A 23,553-nucleotide genomic window follows, 5' to 3' on the forward strand; every position below is an offset into this window, starting at 1 on the left:
CTCAAGGCGCCGCGGTCAGCAAACTTGCCCGAACGAACTATTCAGTCCGGCCGCAGCAATTTTTATATTTTTTTCCGCTTCCGCAGTGGCATGGCGCATTTCGGCCGATATCAACCACTTTACGAACCGGCGCTTTCTTTGCTTTTTTGTTTTCATCGTCTTCCTGCGGCTGATGAGCCGTGGTTTGGCCTTGTACAACCTCTTCACGCTCCAGATTATTTTCAATCTCAGCCTTCATCACAAATTTGGCAACCTCGTCCTCGATGGATTCGATCATATGCTCAAACATCGCAAAGCCTTCCATTTGATACTCACGCAGCGGATTAGTTTGCGCGTAAGCACGAAGGTGAATCCCTTGGCGAAGCTGATCCATTGCGTCGATATGATCCATCCATTTTGAATCGACGGCGCGAAGCACGATGACTTTCTCAAATTCGCGCATTTGTTCTTCGCCGAATTTTTCCTCTTTATCATTATATTTGGTCTTGATGCGATCCATAATGAGCTCAAGCATTTCATCGGGCTCTTTGCCGAAGATGTCGCTCTTTTCAAGCGCGCCTTCGTCAAGGTAAGTCGTGTTAACAAGCTCAACAAGACCGTCAAGCTTCCATTCCTCAGGAAGCTCTTCTCTAGGCGTATAGGCCGCAATTGCCCGCTCGAGAGAAGATTTGATCATATTTTCTACGATTTCACGCAGGTTTTCAGAGTCGATGACTTCGAAACGCTGCTTATAGATAACCTCACGCTGCTGGCGGAGAACATCATCATATTGGAGAAGCTGTTTACGTGAATCGAAGTTATTTCCTTCAACGCGTTTTTGAGATGATTCAACCGCGCGTGATACCATTTTGCTTTGAATTGGAGTGGAGTCATCCATACCAAAGCGGTCAAGCATTGCCATTGTCCGCTCAGCACCAAATCTTCGCATCAATTCATCTTCCATAGAAAGATAAAATTGTGTGATCCCCGGATCACCCTGACGTCCTGAACGTCCTCGCAGCTGATTGTCAATCCGGCGTGATTCATGGCGTTCCGTTCCGACAACGGCTAGTCCGCCAAGCTCTTTTACTCCTTCGCCAAGCTTAATGTCTGTTCCGCGCCCCGCCATGTTTGTCGCAATCGTCACAGCGCCTTTTTGACCGGCCTCTTCAATGATTTGCGCTTCACGTTCATGGTTTTTGGCGTTTAATACCTGATGCGGGATACCCTTGTTTTTGAGCAGCTTTGAAATCAATTCAGACGTTTCAACCGCAACTGTACCGACAAGAACGGGCTGTCCTGTCATATATCGCTGGGCAACATCTTCTGCAACGGCCTTAAACTTCCCTTCCATTGAACGGTAAATTAAATCCGGACGGTCATCACGAACAACCGGCTGGTTTGTCGGAATCGTCACAACCTGCATGTTGTAGATGTTACGGAATTCCTCTTCCTCTGTTTTAGCCGTACCCGTCATACCGGCCAGCTTTTCATACATCCGGAAGTAGTTCTGGAACGTAATCGTCGCCAAGGTCATGCTCTCATTTTGAATTTCAAGCCCTTCCTTCGCTTCGATCGCCTGGTGAAGCCCTTCGCTGTAGCGGCGGCCTTTCATTAAACGACCCGTGAAAGAGTCAACGATAACAACCTGACCGTCTTCTACTACGTAATCAACGTCCTTCTGCATGGCAACGTGCGCTTTTAAGGACTGGTTGATATGGTGGTTGAGCGCCACATTTTTCACATCAAACAGGTTGTCGATGCCGAACGCTTTTTCAGCCTTTGTCATTCCTTCTTCTGTGAGCTGTACACCTTTTGTTTTTACATCATACGTATAGTCCTTCTCTGCTTTTAACGTGCGTACAAAAGCATTTGCCTGTACGTACAGTTTTGTCGATTTTGCAGCTTGTCCTGAAATGATAAGCGGTGTTCTCGCTTCATCAATCAAAATAGAGTCGACTTCATCAATTACCGCAAAATGAAGCGGACGCTGCACCATTTGCTCTTTATAAAGAACCATGTTGTCTCGCAAATAATCGAAACCGAGCTCGTTGTTTGTAGAATAAGTGATGTCAGCCGCATAAGCTTCCCGTTTTTCATCTTTCGACATTGAGTTCAAATTCAGTCCTACAGTTAAGCCAAGAAACTCAAAAATTTTCCCCATTTGCTCTGCGTCACGGCTCGCCAAGTATTCATTGACTGTCACGACGTGCACGCCTTTTCCAGATAAGGCATTTAAATAAACAGGCAGAGTAGACGTTAATGTTTTACCTTCCCCTGTTTTCATCTCCGCGATATTTCCGTCATGAAGAGCCACGCCCCCCATAAGCTGGACTTTAAACGGGAACATGCCGGTTACGCGGCGGGAAGCTTCCCGAACCACTGCGAATGCTTCAACAAGTAGATCATCAGTTGTCGCCCCTTTTTCAAGGCGCTCTTTAAATTCAATTGTTTTATGTTTCAGCGCATCATCCGAGAGATTTTCATAGTCTCCCCGAATCGCATCAATATCGTTAGCTATTTTTTCGTATCTATTCAGCGTACGTTTTGTTGGATCAAACATTTTATTTAAAATTCCAAGCATTTATAACGCTCCTCTATCATCACATGCCTGTTTGACAAGCATGTATAAATAATTTACTAGTCCATGTATACCTCTCATTATCATATCATACCTTCTCTTATTTCCAAAGAATTTGCAAATAAGAAAAAACAAAAACCTTCCGCGAAAATCACGGAAGGCTGCTCTTCATTATTCAGTCGGTTCAATCAGGCCATATTTCCCGTCATTTCTGCGGTACACGACGTTTGTAAGGTTTGTTTCCGCATTTGTGAAAACAAAGAAGTTATGGCCGAGCATATTCATTTGCAAGATCGCTTCTTCATTATCCATCGGCTTTAAATTAAAGCGCTTCTGACGGACGATTTCTAAGCTTTCATCTTCTTCTATTTCGTCCTGAACCGCAATATCTGTATCAGAGCCGAGGCCGTTTGCCACTGAAGATTTCGGAAGACCCTGCTCACGGAATTTGCGGTTTACCTTTGTTTTATGCTTACGAATTTGACGTTCCAGCTTGTTTGTAGCGAGATCAATTGCATTGTACATATCCTCGTTATGCACTTCAGACCGAAGCGCCAGATCTGTCATCGGAATCGTAACCTCAACCTTGGACTCCTTGTCATTGTAAAACTTCAAGTTGACGTTCACATCGGCATTTACACTATGCTCAAAATAACGCTCCAGCTTGCCGATCTTCTTCTCGACATGATCCTTTAACGCGGGTGTCACTTCAATATTTTCTCCTCTGATGTTATAGTTCATCAAAGAACGCCTCCCTTTTATTAAGGATATGTATCTATTTCTCCTTTACCCTTTACAATTCCTGCTGAAACGTAAACCTTTTGTGAAAATTCAGTGAACTTTGTCGAATTATGCCGTTTTATGCTGATGTTCCTATGGTTACGGGAAGTATATGTATATGCTGGCAATAAGAAAAAATACCTTACACAACGTCAATTGATCACAAAGGGCTCCATACATCGATGAATGGACAGCATCCATTTCCTATAGTGAATCAGAAAATGTCCTTTTAAATACTCGCAGAATTCATGAGAGGGGAATGAGAAAGAAACCAATTGATCAAATTCTGCAAAAATCTCGTCAAAAGCCTTAACGCATACTTTCGCGCACCGTGTGTTCATCACGAAAAGAAGAGTTGAATGGGTTGAATCCAAATAAAAAAAGGCTTGGATCAGATCTTGGTAGATCCGATCCCCTTCTGTTTTTGATAAATTCTGTTCCGCCTCTATCAAATAGCACAGCCCTTCCTCAATGGTAAAAAGAAGATGATAATAAGCTGATAAAAGCGTATAATCCTCAATGCTCTTCAAGGCACTCACCTATTTACGCTTGTCATAATATCTACCGTCAATCGTGATGTTGTTATAAGGATTTAAATACGTCGTATGCATCGCACGTTTTCTTTTCACCTGCTGAAGTTCTGCTGCGATTGACTGCTTCAGTCTTTCCATTTCTTTCACAATAAGCTGATCCCATGTCAAGACAAGTTTCATCTGCTTTCGCTCTTCTTCTGAAAGCGGCAGAGCTATCCCCTGAATAAGTTCAGACCGTTTAGACACAAAGTCTTCAATTTGCTTTAAAAGTTCATCGCTTTCCGGTGTGTTTTGTATGTGTGACAGCATACTCTCCGTCTCAGTGTATAGCTGATCTATGTTTTTCATGCGATCCCGCCTGATCCGTGCCGGTCCTTTCGTTCACTTTGCATGGCTTGTTTCCAAGCATCGCGAAAATCTGTCACATACCCCTCAACTTCTTCCAGTATGCTCTTATCATTTTTCATATTTGCCTCTACCAGTCTTCGATACATATAATCGTACATCGCACCCATTGAACCGGAAAGCTCTATGTTGCGGTTAAGCGTACCATTTAATTCCTGAATGATATTTTGCGCTTTAATCAGATTTTCATTTTTACGTTCCATATCATTATTCTCAATGGCCTGAGATGCAAGTTTTATAAATTTCAAACAGCCATTATACAGCATAAGGGTCAGCTCCCCGGGCGTAGCGGTATTCACTGAATTTTGCTGATAAGCTGCATAAGGATTTTGGATCGCCATGTGTCATCCTCCAAATTACATTTATTGTACAAGAAGCTGTGATAAATAGGACGCTTGTTCGTTCATTTTTTGAATCGCAGAATCCATTGCACTGAATTTTGTATAATAGCGGTTTTCTATGGTATTCAATCTGTCCTGCATTTTGGTGATATCAGTGCTGATCGTGTTCAAATTTTTACCGATTGAGTAGTCATTGGTTCCCATTGTCGAGTTGCCGGCTTTTGCTTCAATGCTTTTCACTGTACTTTTCAGTGTTTCACCGATGCGTTTCATAATTCCTTTATCACTATAAGCGCTGCTGTTCGTCCCGTTTGTAAATAAGGCAGCAACACTTTGTGGATCTTCTTGTATTTTTGCTTTCAGTTTGTCTTCATTAATCTCTAAATGTCCCCGCAATTGGTAAGCACTTGAGGTTGTGATGCCAAATTCAGTTAATTGATAGGCTTTCCCATCCGCATTTACTTGAGAATAAAAGTCGGTCCTCATTTGGTTTGTACCGGTGCTGATGCTGGAATCATTTCTCAGCAAACCGCTTTTTGCCTTCTTCTCCCAGAGTTCTACCTCTTTATCAGACATTGCTTCTTTTTGTTCACTCGTCAGCGGAGTATAGTCTCTGTATTTTTCTTCCTGAAGCTTTTCATTCAGGCTGTCAACCAATTCATTGTATTTATCTACAAACTCTTTAATTTGGTTATAAATCCCGTCAACATCAGTAGAAACAGATGTGGTAACAGGGCCTGTGGCTGCAGTTGTATTTTTGATCGAGTAGGTAACGCCATTAACCGTAAAGTTGTTTGTCAGCTTCTCCATTTCAAAGCCATTAATCGTGACCTTTGCATTTGTTCCTTCTTTGTAAGCAGTGAGCTTATTATCAGCGTCTAAAGAAAAACCAAGCTGACCGGACATAAAGTCGGATGTAGCAGAGTCTGCTGCCTGTATGCTGCCTCCTGCACCTGTTGCTTTAGAAGAAAACGCAATCGTTTCTACATACTCTGTACCGTTCCATATTTTGTCTTTAAATGCTGATACTCCTAGATCTGAACTGTTAAGTTTAGAAATCACATTATCAATGGTATCGGCGCTCGTCACACTGATGTTCACTGTTTTTGCCGTTGTCTCACCAGGTGCTACAACGTTAAATGCCAAATTATAATCGCCTTGTGTGTATCCCGTATAATTATTTGCCTTATACGTTGCTGCAGTTGCCAAACTCGCTACTTCAACAGTAGAAGAAGAATTTGGCGCACTTGCGCTTCCTGTAGCAGTTAACACAGACTCATTGGAGCTGGTCACAGCTTTGCTCTGATACGTGCTCGGATATGTCAACGTATTTTTAGACATATAATCCTGCAATTCTTTTATTTTTGAGTTGACTTCACGATAGCTGTCACGCTGCCATTCAAGCGTCTGCTTTTTTTGTGTCAGCTTATCCAGCGGCGCTCTTTCTGTCTGCATCAGCTTTGATACGATATCATCTATATCCATTCCTGACGCCAGACCTGTTATTCTCGTGACCATTTCAAACCACTCCTCATCTACTTTTTTTCATCTACAAATAACCCAAGAAATTCAGTCATAGCCGCATAAAAATCAAGCCACCGTTTCGGCGGAATTTCGCGGATGACTTCATTTGTAGAGTCCTCTATTACTTTTACATAGTATTCATTTAACTTCTCATGGAGCTCAAACTTCAGGTGAACTTGCGAAGGTTCCAAAAGCTTGTTCATTTCCCCTACCATTTCAGCAAGATTGGTATATGAAACTTGATGAACAGGAACCTCACTCTCATGATCTTTCTTATTATGTATTTGAGTATCATAACGATCCCAAACAGGTTGTAACGTAGTGAGTCTTTCAATGTTCAATTGATCATCCCCTATGTCCCAATCTATCGTTTATATCGACTAAGTCGAGATAAGATTACACATATTTTTGGAAAAAAACTCATCTGTTTTAGAATTCTTGTTTGGAAATACATTTATAAGATAGTGGAGAATTCGATTATTATATCACGGGTTATAGACAGCAAGGGGGAAAGATTTGGAGTTACGGATATAAAAAAAGACCCCGGCAAACGCCAAGGTCTTTTTCAAAATTAACGTAACAATTGAAGTACGTTTTGAGGCTGTTGGTTCGCTTGAGCAAGCATCGCTTGAGAAGCTTGAGAAAGAATGTTGTTCTTTGTGAACTCGCTCATCTCTTTAGCCATGTCAACGTCACGGATACGAGATTCAGCAGCTGTCAGGTTTTCACCAGAAGCGCTCAAGTTGTTGATTGTGTGCTCTAGACGGTTTTGTACCGCACCTAGTTTAGCACGTTGAGCAGATACTTGATTCGTTGCTTTATCGATAGCTGCAAGTTGATCGTCAAATGAATTAGTTGTGAAATCTGTTACTTTAATATCTTTGATTTTAATAGTGTCTGAACCTAAGTCAGCAGCTTTCATGCTCTCAATGTTTACACTTAACTGCTGTCCGCCATTCGCTCCAATTTGGAATGTAAGCTGTTTACCGCTTGCTTCTGAAAAAGAACCGTCTAACAGGTTTTTACCGTTAAATTGTGTACGGTCCGCAATACCTTTACTTCCGGCTTGCCCACCGATCTCTTCAATTAAAGAGTCCATTTCGTCTTGGATCGCTTGAAGGTCAGTATCATCTTGCGTACCCGTGTTTCCTGCTTGAACAGTAAGTTCACGCATACGTTGAAGGATAGCATGAGTTTCAGTCAATGCACCCTCAGCTGTTTGGATAAGAGAAATTCCGTCTTGAGAGTTTTTAGAAGCCATTTCTAAACCTCTGATTTGACCTCTCATTTTTTCAGAGATCGCAAGACCTGCTGCGTCATCTCCCGCACGGTTGATGCGAAGACCTGAAGAAAGTTTCTCCATGTTCTTTTGGCTCGCACCGTTGTTTGAAGACAAACGGTTTAATGTGTTAAGTGCTGCGATATTGTGGTTAATTCTCATTGTTTTGTTCCTCCCTGAATATGTTGTTAAGGCACGTCCTTGTGCCTTGTTTTTTGTAACTGGCGAAGTGTTTGCGTCTCCTCCCGGCTACATCATTAATATCGGATTGTCTGTGATTTTGTTAATACAAAAATAAAAAAAATCCTCACTTTTTTTGTGAGGATAATGCGGAGATCACATCGCTGGATAACGCTGCCGCACGGTTATTTTCTTCCTGAATGGTCAAGTAAATTTCTTTCCTGTGAATATCAATATGCTTTGGGGCTTCAATTCCAATTTTTACTTGGTCACCCTCAACCGCAATGACTTTCACTTCAATATCAGCACCTATTTGAATCGCTTCGTTTATTTTCCGCGATAAAACTAGCATGATTCTCCTCCAATCGGATGCTTTGTCGTATATGGGGAGTCGTGTAAAACGACTTGCTTAGCCAGCATGTTCTTGCGATTCACAATAATAGGAGCCAATAAATTAGCAGTCGTTTTTTCGAATGGCTCTGCCACGGTCAATAATGTCATGACTTCTACGTCTTCAATATTATCGATATCCAAAAGTTCAGCAGTTGATTCATCAAGGTCAAATTCATAATTCTTAAAAAAGATAAACGGACTTACAACGATGAACGCAAGATTCTCTGAAGTGACGGACTGCAGCGCCACGAATGGAGAGTCTTCTGAAAGCGGAAGAATGACGAACTGTTTTTCTTCTAAAAAGCCCGGAATCCCGTTTTCAAAAAGAATGATTTGTTCTTCTTTTACGTTCATTTGGCCATGGTATTTAGTATGAATGATCATTGTTCACGATCCTTTTCTTTTTACTTTTCGAGTGATTCTTTTAGGTTTTCTACCTCTATATTTAAATCAGGGTATTGGAGCATGTCAACCTTAACATTTCCCGGCGTATATTCAACAATTGGTTTACGCGGTTCAGCCTGAATAACAGGCTTTCGCGGCGTAATCTGAATATCAAGCTGTGATGGGGTATATTGTATTTTCACCCTTGAAAGAGAAGGAGTATAATGTTCTCCTAATTGAATTTGGTGCATCTCAGAGTTCCTCTTTGCTTGTGAAGCGATTGGGTTCCCCTTATTTTCAATTCTCATAAGCTCGTCGCCTTCTTCTGCAGTACGGGCTATGCCTTCCATTACATCCTCATGCCCTTGTTGGGCAGCTTCCTCGATTCTTTTGAATACATGCTTTCTGTCTAATTCTTCCCATGCTTGCGTCTGGTCAATCGTAAGTTTTCCAGGTGTCACCGATATTTCCATTTCCGCGCTTGGCTGTTCAATCTCCAGGTCGGCTTGCGGCTGCTCCATTTTTAAGCTGGCGGGCGTCGTTGTTAAACCAATTTTCCCTTGAACACTATGCATAATCAATCTGGGAATTTGCATCACTCTACCTCCTAAACTATAAAAAAAGCGAACTCCTGAGAGCCGCTTACTTTAAAAAGTCGATTAATGTAGGCTGAACAATTTGCGCATTTACAGCTAAGGTAGCTCTATGTACACTTTGCTGGGCAATAAATTCCGTTATGACTTCTTCCAGTTCTACATCTTCATTGTCAGACAATACTTTTGTAGCTGTTTCTTCTTGAGATGCAAGTCTTGTATTAATCAGTTCAAGACGGTTATATCTCGCTCCGAGATCAGATCGTTCTGCACTCATACCGTCAGAAAATTGACCAATATCATCTAAAACGCTGTCCACATCGTCCAAAGAGCCTGAATTAAGTGCTGTCTCAAATGAATTAAGCATTTCAAACACATTTTGTCCGCTTCCAGAAGTACCGCCAAAAGCTGCCTTCGGATCTGAGTTTACCTTTAATGACATATTATCCGATATATTGACAATAACGTCAGCCGTATCAGAAATCGTATAAGTTCCGTCGCCGTTGTCTTTAACTGGAGGTGTATCTGAATTAGTGCCATTGAAGATATATCTGCCGTTCACTTGTGTATTAGCAATATTTAAAAGCTGTTCTTTTAATTGTTTTACTTCTACACCAATAGCTTGCAATTCTGCTCCACCATTTGTGTCATTCTTAGCTTGAACAGCCAACTCTCTGACCTTTGACATAATGTCAATTCCTTCAGTAATGTTTGTTTCAGTGTTTTCAAGCCAAGTAAAGGCTTGAGAAGCATTACTTTGGTATTGCTGAACTTGAGATAACTGCGTATTGTACTTTAAGCTTTTCATAGCTACTACTGGATCATCGGAAGCTTTTGAGATTTTTTTTCCGGAAGAAATCTGTGATTGAAGTTTATCCAGCTTTGAGTAGCTTGAACCGATATATCTCAATGAGTTTTGCTGAATCATCCCTTGTGTTACTCTCATTTGATCTACCTACCTTCCCCCGACACCCATGCCATTAATTACTTTATCAAGGATTTCGTCTTGTAACGTTACCATTCTTGCGGCAGCATTGTATGCGTGTTGGAATTGAATCATATTGGTCATTTCTTCATCTAAAGAAACAGCGCTCATTTGCTGACGGTTTATGTCTGCATCATTCAGCTGTGTTTCTGTATTAGATGCCAGCCGATTCGCCTCTTGAGCTTTGATCCCCAGCTCGCCAATCAGACCTGAATAGTAATCTAGCACACTTGTCTTTTTGCCATTAATGGTTATATCACCTGTTAACACATTCGCTAATTTTGTTGCATTTGAATTATCGTTGGCTGCACCAGTCAGTGAGAAAGCAATATTCGCGCCGCTTGAATCTGATATGCTGGCAGCTACTTTAATCTTGCCCGCCGCTCCTTTTGCCGGTTCAGTTTCACCGCCGGTAAAATCAAAAAAGTCCCCGCCTTGTTCGCCGCTCTTGGTCAAACCATTTCGGTGCACCTCATTGAAAGCTTTCGCGAATTCAAGTGCCATATTATCGAGATCTGATAGCATGTCCGGATATGTGCCCTTTTCTTCGCCGCCTGCTGATACATACCCGTAAGACTCTATAAATCCTAAAAGAGATCCCTTACTGCTGAATGACTCAGCCTGTAGTGCAGTGTTTCCGATTGAAATACTTGATACTAAACCAGTTTCATTATCATAGTTGGCTGCAAGTTCTGAAACCTCGTAATTTTCACCGTCCAAAACAGTTCCCAGTGACTGTTTATTTTTATCAAGGATTTCAATTGATACGGTTCCTTCAGCAGAAGCAAGTGCATTACCGCCTGATTTGTTATAGCTGACTTTAATATCAACCATTGAGGATAATTTATCGATCAGCAAATCTCGCTGATCATATAAACCATTTGGCAGAAGCCCGACCGGCTCAACTTGAGCTATTTGCTTATTTAAACTGTTTAATTGGGAAAGCACCGAATTGACATCCAACACCGTAGTATCTAGCTCTGCTTTTAAGTTCGATTGAACATTTGTAAGTGATTCGGAAAGATAATTAAACGTTTCTGCTAGAGCTTTTCCTTTTTCAGCGACAACAGAACGCGCACTGTCTTCGTTTGTATTATTCGATAATTCCTGAAGGGAATTCCAAAACGAATTGAGTACACTGTTTAAGCCGCTGCCGTCCGTCTCATTTAAGATGCCTTCCATTTGGGAGAGAGCTTTGGCCTTCGTGTCGTAGTATCCGGCACTATTGTTTTGAAGACGGTATTGGTAGTCAAGAAAGATATCTCTTATTCTCTCAACTGACTTCCCTTGAACACCCGTTCCCATTTGCCCCGCGGTTTTTTCTGCGTTTTTTGATACAGCAGGGAAGTAGTCAGTTGCCTCCAACGAGACTCGCTGTCTTGTATAACCGTCAGTGTTGGCATTTGCCACGTTATTTGCAGTCGTGCTTAACGCTGCCTGCTGGGCGCTTAACGCCCGCCTTGCAGTTTCAAGCCCCATAAAGGTAGATGTCATATTCTGAATTCCTTTCCGCTAAGCTTTTGAATCGAACAGTTTCAGCCGGCTGCTCTTCGGAAGCTCAGCTTTAATCTGTTTGCTGTAATTAAAGTTATTATCCTTAGGAACCAGCATATCGTACGAAATAGAGATGAATTGCAGCGCATCTCTTGTCAGCTGTCTATTCAGCTTATTCACTTCTTTTAGACGCCCGAGAACTTTAGTAAGAGATTCGAACAAAAGTTCAAGCTCTTCCTTTTCACTGCCTGAAGTTTTGGCGATACAAGCAGAAATAGTGTTATTTTCGCTGTATCCAAGAAAAGCGGAAGCCGCTTTAATCCGGTCATCTTCTGTCTGTTCGATTGCTTGAATATATTTTTGTTCTTTTGTCAAAATGTTAGAAAGCTCTTTTGTTTTGCCGGCTTTGAGCGCTTCCGTTTTTTCCTCAGACAGCGTGAGCAAATGCTCATGCAGAACGCAAAGTCGCTTCAATTGTTCAATAATTGGCTTTGCTGACATGGCTTTCTCCTTTTTTACTGCTTTTTATAAAAATTAATTATATTTTTTGCAATATGATTTGCGTCTATTTTGTATGACCCGTTTTCAATTTGCGCTTTTAGCTGCGCGATTTTTTCCTGGCGTGAACCAGTGACTGCGTCGGATGCATTTTGCAGCTCTTTAGCCTGCGATGAAATTTCGATTTTATCTTTAGGCTGTGCAGCATTTTTTTGTACTGATTGCTTTTCGTAATTTTTTTGGTATGGATTAACGGATTGTGTTCCAAATTGATTGATTTTCATAGGATTCCTCTCGCTTTCCGTTGCAGTCTTTAAACAATCTAACCCTTTTATCGACTGCGTTTTCAGTTAGTTTAGGGAATCAGCTGTTTTTGGTATTATAGGCATAGTATGTGTCTTTTTTACTATTTTCCCGTTCTGTTTTCAATGCGGATCCTTGGTTCAGATGATCTATTTGATCCTTTATATCGGACTGGCAAGCCTTGCAGAACTTGCCTTCCCTAATCGATGTCCCGCACCTTTCACAAGGGTATGCCAAGTTCGGCAGATGAGTGATTTGGATTCGCTTTTGCCTGATGAATTTTAAAATCAGCTCTTCCTCCACACCTGTTTCCTCAGTTATGCGGCTCAGTGTTGATTGCCTGTTTTCCTGTTTCCTTAAAAATTTATATACAGTCTCAAATGATTTTTCTTCTTCCTTAATACACGCCTGACACACGGTTTGCAGCTTTGTTTTTAAAAATAAAGCATTGCATTTCGGACAATTCGCCAGTTCACCCATCATTTTTACTCCTTATTCATTAATATGCCTGCAGTAATTTCTAGACATTATATCGGCACAAAAATTGAATCATTTAGCTTCTCACTAAGGTAAAAGATGACACAGAACCAGCTTTGCCTTTCTCCAATAAACAGCGGGCAGCATAGTGCAAAGTGGCGCCCGTAGTATAAAGATCGTCGATTAAAACGATATCCATACCCTCAACCGAGCTGTTTTTTGTTTCAAAAACATGCTCTGAAAGCAGGCGCTCCGTTTTCTTTTTTTTTAGACTGCTTTTCATTATTCAGGCGGATGAGAGGATTGATGATGGGCCGGTTTAAGCATTCAGCAAGCATTTGTGACTGGTTAAAACCGCGTTCTGCTTTCCGTTCTTCGCTTAACGGAATGGGAACGAGCACAAGGCGTTTATCTGGATAGACAGCAGAGAATTCTGAGGAAAAGGCATTTTTAAAAGCGCTTATTATTGCTGCATCTCCCCTGAATTTCATTCGGGCGAGCGTTTCTTTCATCATGTCATTATATAAGTAAACAGAACGGTTTTGACTGAGCCTTAAGCCGTCATCTATTCTTGATTTCCATGCCTCGCAATCCGCGCACACTTCATGAGCGGTTTGAGGCCTGCCGCAAAGCGGACAGATGGCCCCTTTGATGATCTGTAATTTGTTTCTGCAGGACTGACAGACCCTGTCGTCAGGTTTTAATAAGAATAGTGAGCACCATGAAACAGCTTGAGAAAATTCTGAATCACATAATAGACAGATCAGTTTTTTAGAGCCTCCTCCTGTCTCGTTTCGCATTGATCACTCGGATTCTCCGATACCACAGCAGCTGATTCAGCCAAAATCACAAGCATAGCCGTGTTTTTCTGTTTATCTACCAGCTCAGCTTTCGTATATGCAATCTTTTTTAAATCAGTGACGTAAGCTGGTCTTACTTGGTTTAAAGAAAGTGCAAGTACATCATTTTTGCATACTTGGCAAGTGCAGGTCATATGAAGCTGATCCATATATCGGTCAAGAAGTTCTTGCATCATGATTTCTTTTGAATTGACAAGCATTTTTACAGCTCCTCATTAGTTATATGAGTATACTGTATCATGTTTTTAAATATTAACTAGTCTATCAATTTATTTTTTAGAGCCAATTCATTCATTATTTTTATATGCTTTCTTGCCTCTATCATACTCTTTGTTTTTCCGAAGTGAAAATAAATGACATCGCCGTCTGCATGTTCTTTATGCCGTCCTGTCCTTCCCGCGATTTGCACAAGCGCGCTTTCCGTAAAGATGGGCGATTCTGCCCCTAAGATGCCTGCTTGGACCATAGGAACTGTGACACCTCTTTCCAATATTGTTGTTGTGATTAACAGATCAAACTGACCGTCTCGAAATTGCTGCACTTTTTCTTTTCTGAGCTTATCTTCCGCATGTACAGCCGCTGTTCGATAATTCATATCTTTAAAACAAGAAGCAGCCTTTTCCAAAACAGAAATGGAAGGAACAAATAAAAAAACGGGCCTTTCTTCTTTCACATGCTGATCTATCCATCTTTTTACCGCATTTGGGATTTTGTTTCGGGTTAATTTCTTTTTCCAGTCTCCGCACCACTGAAAGCGCGGTTCAGGCAATGGCTTCCGATGGTATCTGGCCGGTATGCGAACGGATTTTAACTCACCTTTATATGTTTTTCTTTTTAATTCTTTAGGAGGTGTTGCGCTTAGATAAACAAGAGTGCTGTTTTTCTTTCTCGCTTTTTGAACAGCGAATTGAAGAGTTTGATCAGCGGAATATGGAAAAGCATCCACTTCATCAACGATCATGACGTCGAATGCGTCTTTATAGCGCAAAAGCTGATGGGTTGTGGAAATCATAAGCGGAGATAAACGCCCTTTGTCATCACTTCCTCCGTATAGAGCTGAAATATCAACACCCTGAAATGCAGCCTTCAGTCTCGGAGCAAGCTCTAATACAACATCGGTGCGCGGGGTTGCAATACAAACACGCAGTCTTAAATTTAATGCCAATTCTATACCCGTGAATAATAATTCAGTTTTACCTGCGCCGCAAACAGCCCAAATAAGGAGCTCTTCTTGCTTCGAAATTGCTTCAATTAAGACATCAGCGGCCTTTTGCTGTCCGCTTGAAAGCTTTCCATCCCAAGTCAGTTTTATAGGCTTCCAGTTTGCCTCTGCCTCCTTGCACCACGAATATAAAGAAACATCCTCACTCACTCTGCCCATCATGACACAAGAGCGGCAGTATACTTTATCTTCTCCTGATGAATGATACGAAGAAAAATACTGTTGATCATTTTGACCGCATCTATTGCATCTATATCCCCATTTATTTTTTGATATAGACCCCTCGGCAGATATATAACCATGCTCGATATGCCAATCAATGATCTCGTCAGAAAATGGGATTTCTGTTCTAAGCAGATGACGGCCCTGAAGCTGCTGCTGCAGTTCTTTAGAGAATAGGCTGTTCGATTCTGATGTCTTAGTCTGCATAGTACGGCCTCCTTGCGAGATATTATGCCGGAATGAAAATATTCTGTCTAACAGCTAAAAAAAGAATATAAAAAAATCTCCGCTTCTAAAACGGAGATTTCATCATTTATTTAAAACACCAGCAGACTCCTATTGCACCTTCACCAAGATGAGTGCCTATAACCGCACCAAAGTAACTGTTATAAAATTCAACATGCGGATATTTTGCAGAGAGCTCTTCAATAATACTCGATGCTTCTTCTTCTCGATTAGCGTGAATAACGGCAGCTTTCATCGGCATGCCCTTACTCGCGTCTTCATCTAAAAGCTCGTAAATCCGCGAAATTGCTTTTTTGCGTGTGCGGATCTTCTCAAAAGGCACAATTACCTTATTGTCAAAATGAAGAATAGGCTTTACCTTGAGAAGACTCCCAATAAAGGCTTGAGCACTGCTTAATCGTCCGCCTCGCTGAAGATGTGTTAAATCATCAACCATAAAATATGCCCGAACGTTTTTTTTCATTTCTTCCAGTTCTTTTATAATATCTTCCGGCGATGACACTCCATTTCTGATCAATTCAGCTGCTTTCAGAGCATAAAAACCTTGAGCCAGACAGCTGATTTCTGAGTCAAACGGGTATACTTCAATATTATCGACCATTGTATTCGCTGCAGCTGCACTGCTGAATGTCCCGCTAATTCCGCTAGAAAGATGAATACTGATCACCGCATCATATGTCTTGCCGAGCTCTTCATACAAAGCAACCAGCTCGCCGATCGCAGGCTGAGAAGTGGATGGAAGCTCTGTATGCTTTTTCACTTCTTGGTAAAAGCTTCTCCAGTCCATTTCTGTTTCTTCATGATATGTTTCATCCCCAAAAACAACCTGGAGAGGAATCATGTGTATATGATTTTGTTCACGCATTTCTTTGGGAATATATGCCGTACTATCTGTTACTACTGCAATATTCATAGCTTCGTTACCTGCCTTATCAATTTATGACTCTATTGTAAGGGAAACAGAAGCCTAAAAAAAGACCTGCCTCAAAAAGGCAAGTCCAATTTCATGCTATCTCATTTCTACCCAACCATTTTTAATGGCGACCACCACGGCTTGCGTCCGGTCGTTTACATTCATTTTTTGTAAGATATTGCTGACATGGTTTTTAACAGTTTTTTCACTGATAAACAATGATTCACCGATGCCGCGGTTGCTTTTTCCGTCTGCAAGCATTTGCAGCACTTCACATTCCCGTCTTGTTAAAATATGTAATGGTCTACGAATCTCTGGATAGACCTCATGCTGAGGATGAGCAGAAACTCCGCTTGTTGCAAGACGTCGGAATTCGTTTACGAGGTTGTGAGTAACCTTCGGGTGAAGGTAAGAACCGCCCTCGGCAACTACTTTAACCGCTTCAATTAGTGTATCAGCATCCATCTCTTTCAGCAGATAACCTCTTGCACCTGTTTTCAGGGCATGTGTTACATAATTCTCGTCATCGTGAATTGATAGAATAATTACTTTAGATTCAGGATACAGCTCTACAAGCTGCTTTGTAGCTTCCACGCCATTTACGTTCGGCATATTGATATCCATGATCACGACATCAGGATGATAGTGCTCAACGATACGAGCCGCTTCATCTCCGTCGTCTCCTTCCGCTACCACTTCAAAGGTAGGTTCAAAATCCAATATCCGCTTAACACCTTCACGAAATAACTGATGGTCGTCGATAATAACAATGTTTACTTTAGTCACAAGCCACGCCTCCTTGTATTATTGTTCTATATACTCTGGTATTCGGTCAATATGCCTTTTGGCTCTATTTTACAAATCATAGTCAAAGAGATAACGGAACCTTAATCATGATAAATGTCCCAAGACCTATTTTTGAATCTATAGTCATGGTTCCTTCCAATAAATCTACTCTTTCTTTCATTCCAAGCAAACCGAATGATTTGTTTTTCGTCTCTTTCGCTTCCTTCAGGTCAAATCCTTTGCCGTTATCTTTTATCATTAAAATCACAAAATCCTTTGTAATCTCAACTTTGACTGTAATTTCTTCAGATCCAGAATGCTTTAACGCATTGGATACAGCTTCCTGTGCGAGTCTGAAGAGCGCAACTTCAAACTGAGGCGCGAGTCGTTTGTCCTCCGTATCGCCGATGCACTGAAAATGTATTTTCACCTTACCGTTATATTCTTCGGTTGTATATAGATATTTCCGCAAAGTTGGAATCAGGCCTAGGTCATCAAGGGCCATCGGTCTTAAATCATATATAATCCGTCTCACTTCGTAAAGAGCATTCCGCACATTTTGGCGGAGATTTTTGATTTCCTGGAATCCGTCTTCAGCCCCTCGGTCTCGGAAAATCCGTTCAATTAATTCCGATCTCATCATAACATTTGCCAGCATTTGTGCAGGACCGTCGTGAATTTCTCTCGAGACTCTTTTTCTCTCTTCTTCCTGCGCTTCAATAATTCTCAAGCCAAAATCCTATTTTGCCTGCGCATCGGCAAGAAGCAGCCCAACCTCCCGAAGATCCTGATTCAGATAGTTCAGCACGACCGTAATCTGGCTCACTAGTGATTCTGAGCGTTCGATGATTTCCTGAAGGCCTAACAGTCTGCGTTCCAAATCGTCCCGGCGTTCGCGCAATTGCTTTTCACGCTGCTGGATCATTGTCAGTTCGACTTGCAGTTTATGGGCTTTTTCATAAGCATTGCGGATTTCTTCTTCACTGAATCTATGAAAATTGCGGCTGACCTCGGATAAACGGTTTCGCGCATGGCGGGTTTGCACTTCAAGTTTATCACCAAGCTCGATGACTTCATAAACCTGCTGTTTAATTTGTTTCAGTTCTTCGACCAGCTGTTCATACTGCTGGCGTGACTGCTCCCCGATTTGAAAAACCTCATCCTTGCTCCCGTCAACGGTTTTCAGCATCTTCATCAAAATAGAGTCCAGAACTTTGGAATCCATCTTTGTTTTATTCATAATTTCCCTCCGTCACGGTGTTGTCATATATTTTTATTATAAATGTAATTGATCTGCAAATTGTGTCGAATTATAATGAAAGAATGCGTATATTCTAGAAAAAAACAATTTTATGTACCTTCTTACTCTTTATGATAACAAAATACGCACAAAAATTCTAAAGACTGTACGAATTTGTATAGGCGGTCTTTTATGCTTAGCAGGGGGTCAGCAAGCATGCTGCACAGCTATTTTACTGTGAAAGAAGCAGGAGAACACGAGATTGTTATAGAAAAATCGCGTTTTATCTGTCATTTAAGCCGTGTTTCTACCGAACAAGAAGCACAGGAATTTATACAGAAAATAAAGAAACAGCACTGGAACGCAACTCATAATTGCTCAGCTTACGTAATTGGCGAAAACGATCATATCCAAAAAGCCAATGATGACGGAGAACCGAGCGGCACCGCAGGAGTACCTATGCTCGAGGTGCTAAAAAAACGCGGACTTAAGGATACTTGTGCTGTCGTTACGCGTTACTTCGGCGGCATAAAGCTGGGAGCAGGCGGTTTAATCCGCGCTTATGGGAAGTCAGTGTCTGAAGGATTAAACCATATAGGTGTTGTAGAACGGAAGCTTATGAGGGTTATGCATACTTCCGCAGATTATACTTGGCTTGGCAAGATTGAAAATGAATTAAGGGAATCACCTTTTCTATTAAAAGAAATTCATTATGCAGAAAACGTAGAATTCGAAGCATATGTAGAAGAAAAAGAAACACAATCGTTTTCTGAGTGGATGACAGAGTTAACAAATGGAAAAAGTGATATTACAGAGGGAGAGTTGACGTATCTTGAAAAAGCCGTCAATCACATAAAGGAGACTGAATAATGGCTGAACGTGTTAGAGTGCGTGTGCGCAAAAAGAAAAAGAGCAAACGCAGAAAAATTTTAAAAAGGATTATGTTGTTGTTCGTCCTTGCATTATTGGTAGTTGTAGGTCTCGGAGGGTATAAACTATATAAAACCATTAACGCTGCGGATGATTCATACGATGCGCTTTCCCGCGGAGATAAATCAAATCTTCGCAGTAAAGTTGTAGATATGAAGAAAAAACCATTTTCTATTTTATTTATGGGAATTGAAGATTACGCGACAAAAGGACAAAAAGGGAGATCTGACTCTCTTATTGTAGTTACCCTTGATCCGAAAAATAAAACCATGAAAATGCTGAGCATTCCGCGCGATACACGTGTGCAATTAGCAAGTGACACAACCGGCAGCAAAACAAAGATCAATTCCGCTTACAGCAAAGGCGGAAAAGATGAGACTGTTGAAACTGTTGAAAACTTCTTGCAAATCCCAATCGATAAATATGTAACAGTCGATTTTGACGGATTTAAAGATGTTATTAATGAGGTTGGCGGTATTGATGTAGATGTACCTTTCGACTTTGATGAAAAAAGTGATGTGGACGAAAGCAAACGGATTTATTTCAAAAAAGGCGAGATGCATTTAAATGGTGAAGAAGCTCTGGCGTATGCCCGCATGAGAAAACAGGATAAACGCGGAGATTTCGGCCGTAACGACAGACAGAAACAAATTTTAAACGCGTTGATCGATCGGATGTCCAACATAAGCAATATTGCAAAAATTGATAAAATCGCAGAAACAGCCAGTGAAAACGTTGAAACCAATATTCGTATTACTGAAGGCTTAGCCTTACAGCAAATTTACAGCGGCTTTACCAGCAAGAAAATTGATACACTATCAATTACTGGTTCTGATTTGTATTTAGGGCCTAAATTAACATATTATTTTGAACCGGATGCTGCGAATCTGGAAAACGTCAGAAAAACGCTTCAAGAGCATTTAGATTATGATCCTGATACGAGCAGTTCAAGCACTGACAGCTCCAGTACCAATAGCTCAACATCAGACAGCTCTGGCAGCTCAAGCACTGACGGAAGCACTGCAACAGACGGCACTACGAGCGGAAGCGGCTACACAAATGACAGCAGCACAAGCTCAAATGGCACAACAAGTTCAACAACTGACTCATCATATTGAAAAAAAGCCCGGTCCTTTAACGGATCGGGCTCTTTTACGCAGAAAAAACACCGGCTCATAGAACCGGTGTTTTAATTTCTTTTCACAAGACGTTTATAGAATTTTGTAAATGGCTTAAAACGCTCATTCACGAGTCCCGTTACTTCTGCTATTATTTGCATAAATATGATTAAGATAAAGATAATAAACAGGGAAAGCCAAATTGTAGCGCTTTTCAGCACGATTGCACTGATGCTGAAAATAAATCCAATCAGGTAGATGACAATGACCGACATCCGATGTGAAAGGCCAAAGGCCATCAGCCTATGGTGGATATGTGATTTATCGGGCGCCGAAATCGGCTGTTTGTTTAGTATCCGTCTTATGATTGCAAATGTTGTGTCAAAAATCGGCACGCCTAATATAATAATCGGAATGACAATACTGAACAATGTTACGCTTTTATACAGCCCTAACAATGAGAGAATGGAAATGACATACCCTAAAAACAGTGATCCCGTATCCCCCATAAAGATTTTTGCCGGATGAAAATTGTAGAACAAAAATCCGAGCGTACTTGCGATAACAACTAATGAAAGTGACAGAATGAGTACTTTTCCGCCAGATAGCGCCATAACTGCAATCGTGGACAGGCCGATAACAGAAAGACCTGCTGCAAGGCCATCCAATCCGTCAATCAGGTTCATCGCGTTTGTGATGCCGACAATCCATAATACAGTCAGCGGATATGCCAGCCAGCCCAATTCAAATCGTTCAGCTAAAAAAGGTACTGAGAAAAAGTCCATTTTTAAGCCCGTGCTTACAATCATAATAGCTACGGCTAATTGAATGATAAATTTAACTTTTGCGCTTAATTGATATTTATCGTCAAGAATTCCCAACACAATAATGATAAATGCACCGACTGTGATAGCCGTCATTCTTGTTTCTGTGTATATACCGGATACAAGCACGCCTGTAACCACCCCGATAAATATGGCCAGCCCGCCCATTCGGGGCATGATTTTATCATGTACTTTTCGATTGCCGGGCTGATCAACTGCACCTATTTTAATCGCAATCCTTTTTACGATTGGGGTTATGATTAAAACCGTTAGCAGCGAGACAATAAACGCAACAACAATGCGAATCATGCGTTCGTCAAGCATAAAGAAGTCTCCTTTGGAATTATATGAAGTCTTTATTTATATAGAGAACCGTTCCTTCCATTATACCTTCTCCTTAGTTATTATAACAAGCTTCATCAAAAAGAAACACGTATAATCAAAAAACGCGCATCCCAATTAAAGGACTACGCATGTTTTTGAATCCCTGTATATTTCATGATTTGTTTGAATAAAACATTCCAATCTTGTGTGCGGGCAATGTTTCGCCGCATCTCTTTGTATGTCTCGTCTCCGTCTTTTTCAAGCACTTTCTCGCACGCAGTTATAAAATCATTATGGTCATTGCCTTCCATATATTCGTAAATATACGGCTTTTGCATTTTAGAAGTTGACGGAAGGTTAGAGCCGACGACCGGCTTTCCTGCTGCTAAAAATTCAAATAGCTTAAGCGGGAAAACCGCTTGGTTATAGGATGACTTTTTATAAGGCATAATACCGACATCAATCAGTTCCATAAAGTGCGGAACTTCTTTCGGATCTGCCGGCCCCGTCCATATCACATTGGAAAGCTTCAGAAGCTCCTGAAACGCTGTGTCACCATTGGTGGCGTCCGGGCCGACCCATAAAAATGTCCAATCGGGTTTTCTCAGAGCCGCTTCTTCAATCAATTTAAAATCCAGCTTTGGTTTAATCCCGCCGATAAATCCCAGTACAGCCCCCTCTCTTCCCTGCAAGATGCTTCGATCGGGAACCGCTTTATGTTCAGAAAACAGGTCATATTCAACACCGTTTTCAACGGTATGAACCTTTTCTTGCCCCGCTGTCAGCTTTTTGTCAACTTCATTGTGCAGGTACTCTGATGAACAAGTAATGGAATCGGCACGCTCGATAATTCGCAGCTCCGCTGTTTTGATGACTTTCCGCCTGAACTCGGAAAGCATATTGGAACGTCCGCTGATCGGCGCCGCCCACAAGTCACTGCAATCATAAATCACCTGATCCCAAGGGTACAGTGAAGACAGCAGCGGGAATCCGGGAAACGTGTACCATAAGCAGCAGCGTTCACCTCTGGCTGAAGCGGATTTCAGCTCTTCTAATAAAGGTGAGAGCTTATGCTTATAAAACACATCGGTATAGCGTCCGAAGCGAAACATTTTCTTTTGCAGCAAGTCCTTTACGGCAAACTGCCGGATGCCGGATTGAACTTGCTGAAATTCCATCCTTTGGGTGCGCGGAGCCGGGCAGACCCAGATGACTTCCTTTGTTTCTTCCTGAGCAGCTAAAAATTCAGCCAATCGATGCCGTCTGTACCTCAATTGATCTTTTCCCCATTCAGCAGTAGCCACGATGACGTGAATCATTGCTTTTGTTTCCACCTTCATCACCTTTTCTCTCTGTTTGCGGTTACAGTCTTTTTTTCACCGCGTTTTTCGCATATTGAACAAAACACCATGTCGCTTTCATTAAATGGAGCCGTTCGATCTCTCTGTAGACAAACCATGTTTTTTTTGCAGCCTTCCATTTGTTGCTTGAAATCGAATTATTGACAAGCCGGTATTCAGCTAAACACTCATTCATTCCGTAAGCTGTAAAACCCTTTTTTAAAAGAGACAGCCATGTTGCCAAGTCTTGCCTCGTTCTAATATTCGGCATTTGGATCTGTCCCGTCTGTTCCCTGTCAATCATCACCGTTAGACAGCCGATAATGGTATTTTTAAGAGCATCATCATATGTCAGGCTTTCGGGAGCATGAATGAATTTATCCATCGGCACCCCGTCCTGCGACATTAAACTGTAGCCTGTAAAGGAAAACGCACAGGACCGCTCCATCATAAAATTAAGCTGCTTTTTCAGTTTGTCTTTTTTCCATTTGTCATCACTGTCCAAAAAGGCCACATAGCGTCCTTGGGCATGTTCCAGCGCTTTATTTCTTGCTATCGCGGCTCCGCTGTTCTCTTCCAGAAAGATCACATGAATTCTTTCATCTATCTTCTCATACTGCTTTAAAATGTCGCGTGTGCCATCCGTTGAGCAATCGTCCACGATAATCATTTCCCAATGAGGGTGGCTCTGATCTAATACTGAATGAATCGTGTCTTCAATATAGTCACGCGCATTATAAGAAGGTGTAATGACAGATACGAGAGGTTTCCAGTTGGTCATGATCACATCTCCATCGTA

At 41.5% G+C, this 23,553-nt stretch carries 25 protein-coding genes and 2 pseudogenes; 2 read left to right on the forward strand and 25 right to left on the reverse strand.

What is annotated here, in order from left to right; all coding sequences use genetic code 11:
- Window positions 1–37 precede the first annotated feature (37 nt).
- The 22 genes and pseudogenes from secA to degS all read right to left on the reverse strand — a co-directional run bounded on the left by secA (window position 38) and on the right by degS (window position 18,218).
- Window positions 38–2,563, reverse strand: a complete 2,526-nt coding sequence (gene secA / locus AU387_RS04640) for a preprotein translocase subunit SecA (RefSeq protein ID WP_044159435.1) — start codon at window positions 2,561–2,563, stop codon at window positions 38–40.
- A 168-nt stretch (window positions 2,564–2,731) separates the two neighbouring features.
- Window positions 2,732–3,301 carry a ribosome hibernation promotion factor gene (gene hpf / locus AU387_RS04645; RefSeq protein ID WP_044159437.1) on the reverse strand — a complete coding sequence of 190 codons (570 nt, stop codon included), beginning with the start codon at window positions 3,299–3,301 and terminating at the stop codon, window positions 2,732–2,734.
- 191 nt (window positions 3,302–3,492) lie between these two features.
- Window positions 3,493–3,870 (reverse strand): DUF8042 domain-containing protein, encoded by a 378-nt coding sequence (locus AU387_RS04650; protein ID WP_059335036.1) that lies wholly within the window; start codon window positions 3,868–3,870, stop codon window positions 3,493–3,495.
- Window positions 3,871–3,879: 9 nt separating this feature from the next.
- Window positions 3,880–4,221, reverse strand: coding sequence for a flagellar protein FliT (gene fliT, locus AU387_RS04655; protein ID WP_044159439.1), 342 nt, complete (start codon window positions 4,219–4,221; stop codon window positions 3,880–3,882).
- Complete coding sequence (fliS, locus tag AU387_RS04660; RefSeq protein WP_059335038.1) at window positions 4,218–4,619, reverse strand: flagellar export chaperone FliS; 402 nt, start codon at window positions 4,617–4,619, stop codon at window positions 4,218–4,220. Before fliS ends, fliT begins: the two co-directional genes overlap by 4 nt.
- Before the next feature lie 21 nt (window positions 4,620–4,640).
- Complete coding sequence (locus AU387_RS04665; RefSeq protein ID WP_044159443.1) at window positions 4,641–6,137, reverse strand: flagellar hook-associated protein 2; 1,497 nt, start codon at window positions 6,135–6,137, stop codon at window positions 4,641–4,643.
- A gap of 17 nt (window positions 6,138–6,154) precedes the next feature.
- Window positions 6,155–6,484, reverse strand: a complete 330-nt coding sequence (flaG, locus tag AU387_RS04670; RefSeq protein ID WP_044159446.1) for a flagellar protein FlaG — start codon at window positions 6,482–6,484, stop codon at window positions 6,155–6,157.
- Between the two features lie 230 nt (window positions 6,485–6,714).
- On the reverse strand, window positions 6,715–7,584 hold the full coding sequence (gene hag / locus AU387_RS04675; protein ID WP_044159449.1) for a flagellin Hag: 870 nt from the start codon (window positions 7,582–7,584) through the stop codon (window positions 6,715–6,717).
- Window positions 7,585–7,729: 145 nt separating this feature from the next.
- Window positions 7,730–7,954 (reverse strand): carbon storage regulator CsrA, encoded by a 225-nt coding sequence (gene csrA / locus AU387_RS04680; protein WP_010332059.1) that lies wholly within the window; start codon window positions 7,952–7,954, stop codon window positions 7,730–7,732.
- Window positions 7,948–8,379 (reverse strand): flagellar assembly protein FliW, encoded by a 432-nt coding sequence (gene fliW / locus AU387_RS04685; protein ID WP_059335040.1) that lies wholly within the window; start codon window positions 8,377–8,379, stop codon window positions 7,948–7,950. The genes csrA and fliW overlap by 7 nt, the downstream gene beginning before the upstream one ends.
- A gap of 20 nt (window positions 8,380–8,399) precedes the next feature.
- Window positions 8,400–8,975, reverse strand: coding sequence for a DUF6470 family protein (locus AU387_RS04690; protein WP_044159452.1), 576 nt, complete (start codon window positions 8,973–8,975; stop codon window positions 8,400–8,402).
- Window positions 8,976–9,021: 46 nt separating this feature from the next.
- Window positions 9,022–9,918 (reverse strand): flagellar hook-associated protein FlgL, encoded by an 897-nt coding sequence (gene flgL / locus AU387_RS04695; protein WP_044159454.1) that lies wholly within the window; start codon window positions 9,916–9,918, stop codon window positions 9,022–9,024.
- 9 nt (window positions 9,919–9,927) lie between these two features.
- Window positions 9,928–11,451 carry a flagellar hook-associated protein FlgK gene (gene flgK, locus AU387_RS04700; RefSeq protein ID WP_059292438.1) on the reverse strand — a complete coding sequence of 508 codons (1,524 nt, stop codon included), beginning with the start codon at window positions 11,449–11,451 and terminating at the stop codon, window positions 9,928–9,930.
- Between the two features lie 18 nt (window positions 11,452–11,469).
- On the reverse strand, window positions 11,470–11,952 hold the full coding sequence (flgN, locus tag AU387_RS04705) for a flagellar protein FlgN (RefSeq protein ID WP_010332064.1): 483 nt from the start codon (window positions 11,950–11,952) through the stop codon (window positions 11,470–11,472).
- Between the two features lie 14 nt (window positions 11,953–11,966).
- Window positions 11,967–12,233 (reverse strand): flagellar biosynthesis anti-sigma factor FlgM, encoded by a 267-nt coding sequence (gene flgM, locus AU387_RS04710; protein ID WP_044159458.1) that lies wholly within the window; start codon window positions 12,231–12,233, stop codon window positions 11,967–11,969.
- A gap of 79 nt (window positions 12,234–12,312) precedes the next feature.
- Window positions 12,313–12,732: a TIGR03826 family flagellar region protein gene (locus AU387_RS04715; RefSeq protein WP_059335042.1), complete on the reverse strand. Its 420-nt coding sequence runs from the start codon at window positions 12,730–12,732 to the stop codon at window positions 12,313–12,315.
- 73 nt (window positions 12,733–12,805) lie between these two features.
- A pseudogene (locus AU387_RS21475) lies at window positions 12,806–13,529 on the reverse strand (phosphoribosyltransferase family protein).
- A complete protein-coding gene (gene comFB / locus AU387_RS04725; RefSeq protein ID WP_044159464.1) occupies window positions 13,493–13,789 on the reverse strand; it encodes a late competence protein ComFB in 297 nt (98 codons plus the stop codon). Before comFB ends, AU387_RS21475 begins: the two are co-directional and overlap by 37 nt.
- A 56-nt stretch (window positions 13,790–13,845) precedes the next feature.
- A complete protein-coding gene (gene comFA, locus AU387_RS04730) occupies window positions 13,846–15,240 on the reverse strand; it encodes an ATP-dependent helicase ComFA (RefSeq protein ID WP_059335043.1) in 1,395 nt (464 codons plus the stop codon).
- A 106-nt stretch (window positions 15,241–15,346) separates the two neighbouring features.
- Window positions 15,347–16,192 (reverse strand): DegV family protein, encoded by an 846-nt coding sequence (locus AU387_RS04735; RefSeq protein WP_059335045.1) that lies wholly within the window; start codon window positions 16,190–16,192, stop codon window positions 15,347–15,349.
- 96 nt (window positions 16,193–16,288) lie between these two features.
- Window positions 16,289–16,978, reverse strand: a complete 690-nt coding sequence (gene degU, locus AU387_RS04740; protein ID WP_003219701.1) for a two-component system response regulator DegU — start codon at window positions 16,976–16,978, stop codon at window positions 16,289–16,291.
- An 82-nt stretch (window positions 16,979–17,060) separates the two neighbouring features.
- Window positions 17,061–18,218 (reverse strand): annotated as a pseudogene (gene degS, locus AU387_RS04745) (two-component sensor histidine kinase DegS).
- 216 nt (window positions 18,219–18,434) lie between these two features.
- Between degS and AU387_RS04750 the strand changes: the two are divergent.
- The gene (locus tag AU387_RS04750) at window positions 18,435–19,088 is read left to right on the forward strand and encodes a YigZ family protein (protein ID WP_044159478.1); all 654 of its coding nucleotides are present in this window, start codon (window positions 18,435–18,437) and stop codon (window positions 19,086–19,088) included.
- The gene (locus AU387_RS04755) at window positions 19,088–20,266 is read left to right on the forward strand and encodes an LCP family protein (protein WP_059335047.1); all 1,179 of its coding nucleotides are present in this window, start codon (window positions 19,088–19,090) and stop codon (window positions 20,264–20,266) included. Before AU387_RS04750 ends, AU387_RS04755 begins: the two co-directional genes overlap by 1 nt.
- A 71-nt stretch (window positions 20,267–20,337) precedes the next feature.
- Here the strand turns inward: AU387_RS04755 and AU387_RS04760 are convergent, their stop codons facing one another.
- The 3 genes from AU387_RS04760 to tuaG form a co-directional block, all read right to left on the reverse strand.
- On the reverse strand, window positions 20,338–21,414 hold the full coding sequence (locus tag AU387_RS04760) for a glycosyltransferase family 4 protein (protein ID WP_044159481.1): 1,077 nt from the start codon (window positions 21,412–21,414) through the stop codon (window positions 20,338–20,340).
- Window positions 21,415–21,557: 143 nt separating this feature from the next.
- Window positions 21,558–22,748: a teichuronic acid biosynthesis protein TuaH gene (tuaH, locus tag AU387_RS04765; protein WP_082687855.1), complete on the reverse strand. Its 1,191-nt coding sequence runs from the start codon at window positions 22,746–22,748 to the stop codon at window positions 21,558–21,560.
- Between the two features lie 28 nt (window positions 22,749–22,776).
- Complete coding sequence (gene tuaG, locus AU387_RS04770; RefSeq protein WP_044159485.1) at window positions 22,777–23,535, reverse strand: teichuronic acid biosynthesis protein TuaG; 759 nt, start codon at window positions 23,533–23,535, stop codon at window positions 22,777–22,779.
- Window positions 23,536–23,553: the final 18 nt, after the last annotated feature.

It is taken from the genome of Bacillus halotolerans (genome assembly GCF_001517105.1).
Classification (GTDB): Bacteria; Bacillota; Bacilli; order Bacillales; family Bacillaceae; genus Bacillus; species Bacillus halotolerans.

What these genes read in the sequence shown, in the direction of transcription:
- hag (WP_044159449.1), bottom strand. Translation starts at nt 7,584, where the DNA reads ATGAGAATTAACCACAATATCGCAGCACTTAACACATTAAACCGTTTG.
- AU387_RS04750 (WP_044159478.1), top strand. Translation starts at nt 18,435, where the DNA reads ATGCTGCACAGCTATTTTACTGTGAAAGAAGCAGGAGAACACGAGATT.
- fliT (WP_044159439.1), bottom strand. Translation starts at nt 4,221, where the DNA reads ATGAAAAACATAGATCAGCTATACACTGAGACGGAGAGTATGCTGTCA.
- flgN (WP_010332064.1), bottom strand. Translation starts at nt 11,952, where the DNA reads ATGTCAGCAAAGCCAATTATTGAACAATTGAAGCGACTTTGCGTTCTG.
- tuaG (WP_044159485.1), bottom strand. Translation starts at nt 23,535, where the DNA reads ATGACCAACTGGAAACCTCTCGTATCTGTCATTACACCTTCTTATAAT.
- secA (WP_044159435.1), bottom strand. Translation starts at nt 2,563, where the DNA reads ATGCTTGGAATTTTAAATAAAATGTTTGATCCAACAAAACGTACGCTG.
- comFB (WP_044159464.1), bottom strand. Translation starts at nt 13,789, where the DNA reads ATGCTTGTCAATTCAAAAGAAATCATGATGCAAGAACTTCTTGACCGA.
- AU387_RS04735 (WP_059335045.1), bottom strand. Translation starts at nt 16,192, where the DNA reads ATGAATATTGCAGTAGTAACAGATAGTACGGCATATATTCCCAAAGAA.
- hpf (WP_044159437.1), bottom strand. Translation starts at nt 3,301, where the DNA reads ATGAACTATAACATCAGAGGAGAAAATATTGAAGTGACACCCGCGTTA.
- comFA (WP_059335043.1), bottom strand. Translation starts at nt 15,240, where the DNA reads ATGCAGACTAAGACATCAGAATCGAACAGCCTATTCTCTAAAGAACTG.
- AU387_RS04715 (WP_059335042.1), bottom strand. Translation starts at nt 12,732, where the DNA reads ATGGGTGAACTGGCGAATTGTCCGAAATGCAATGCTTTATTTTTAAAA.
- flgL (WP_044159454.1), bottom strand. Translation starts at nt 9,918, where the DNA reads ATGAGAGTAACACAAGGGATGATTCAGCAAAACTCATTGAGATATATC.
- fliW (WP_059335040.1), bottom strand. Translation starts at nt 8,379, where the DNA reads ATGATCATTCATACTAAATACCATGGCCAAATGAACGTAAAAGAAGAA.
- AU387_RS04760 (WP_044159481.1), bottom strand. Translation starts at nt 21,414, where the DNA reads ATGCTTGACGAACGCATGATTCGCATTGTTGTTGCGTTTATTGTCTCG.
- fliS (WP_059335038.1), bottom strand. Translation starts at nt 4,619, where the DNA reads ATGGCGATCCAAAATCCTTATGCAGCTTATCAGCAAAATTCAGTGAAT.
- flgM (WP_044159458.1), bottom strand. Translation starts at nt 12,233, where the DNA reads ATGAAAATCAATCAATTTGGAACACAATCCGTTAATCCATACCAAAAA.
- flgK (WP_059292438.1), bottom strand. Translation starts at nt 11,451, where the DNA reads ATGACATCTACCTTTATGGGGCTTGAAACTGCAAGGCGGGCGTTAAGC.
- AU387_RS04755 (WP_059335047.1), top strand. Translation starts at nt 19,088, where the DNA reads ATGGCTGAACGTGTTAGAGTGCGTGTGCGCAAAAAGAAAAAGAGCAAA.
- AU387_RS04665 (WP_044159443.1), bottom strand. Translation starts at nt 6,137, where the DNA reads ATGGTCACGAGAATAACAGGTCTGGCGTCAGGAATGGATATAGATGAT.
- AU387_RS04690 (WP_044159452.1), bottom strand. Translation starts at nt 8,975, where the DNA reads ATGCAAATTCCCAGATTGATTATGCATAGTGTTCAAGGGAAAATTGGT.
- csrA (WP_010332059.1), bottom strand. Translation starts at nt 7,954, where the DNA reads ATGCTAGTTTTATCGCGGAAAATAAACGAAGCGATTCAAATAGGTGCT.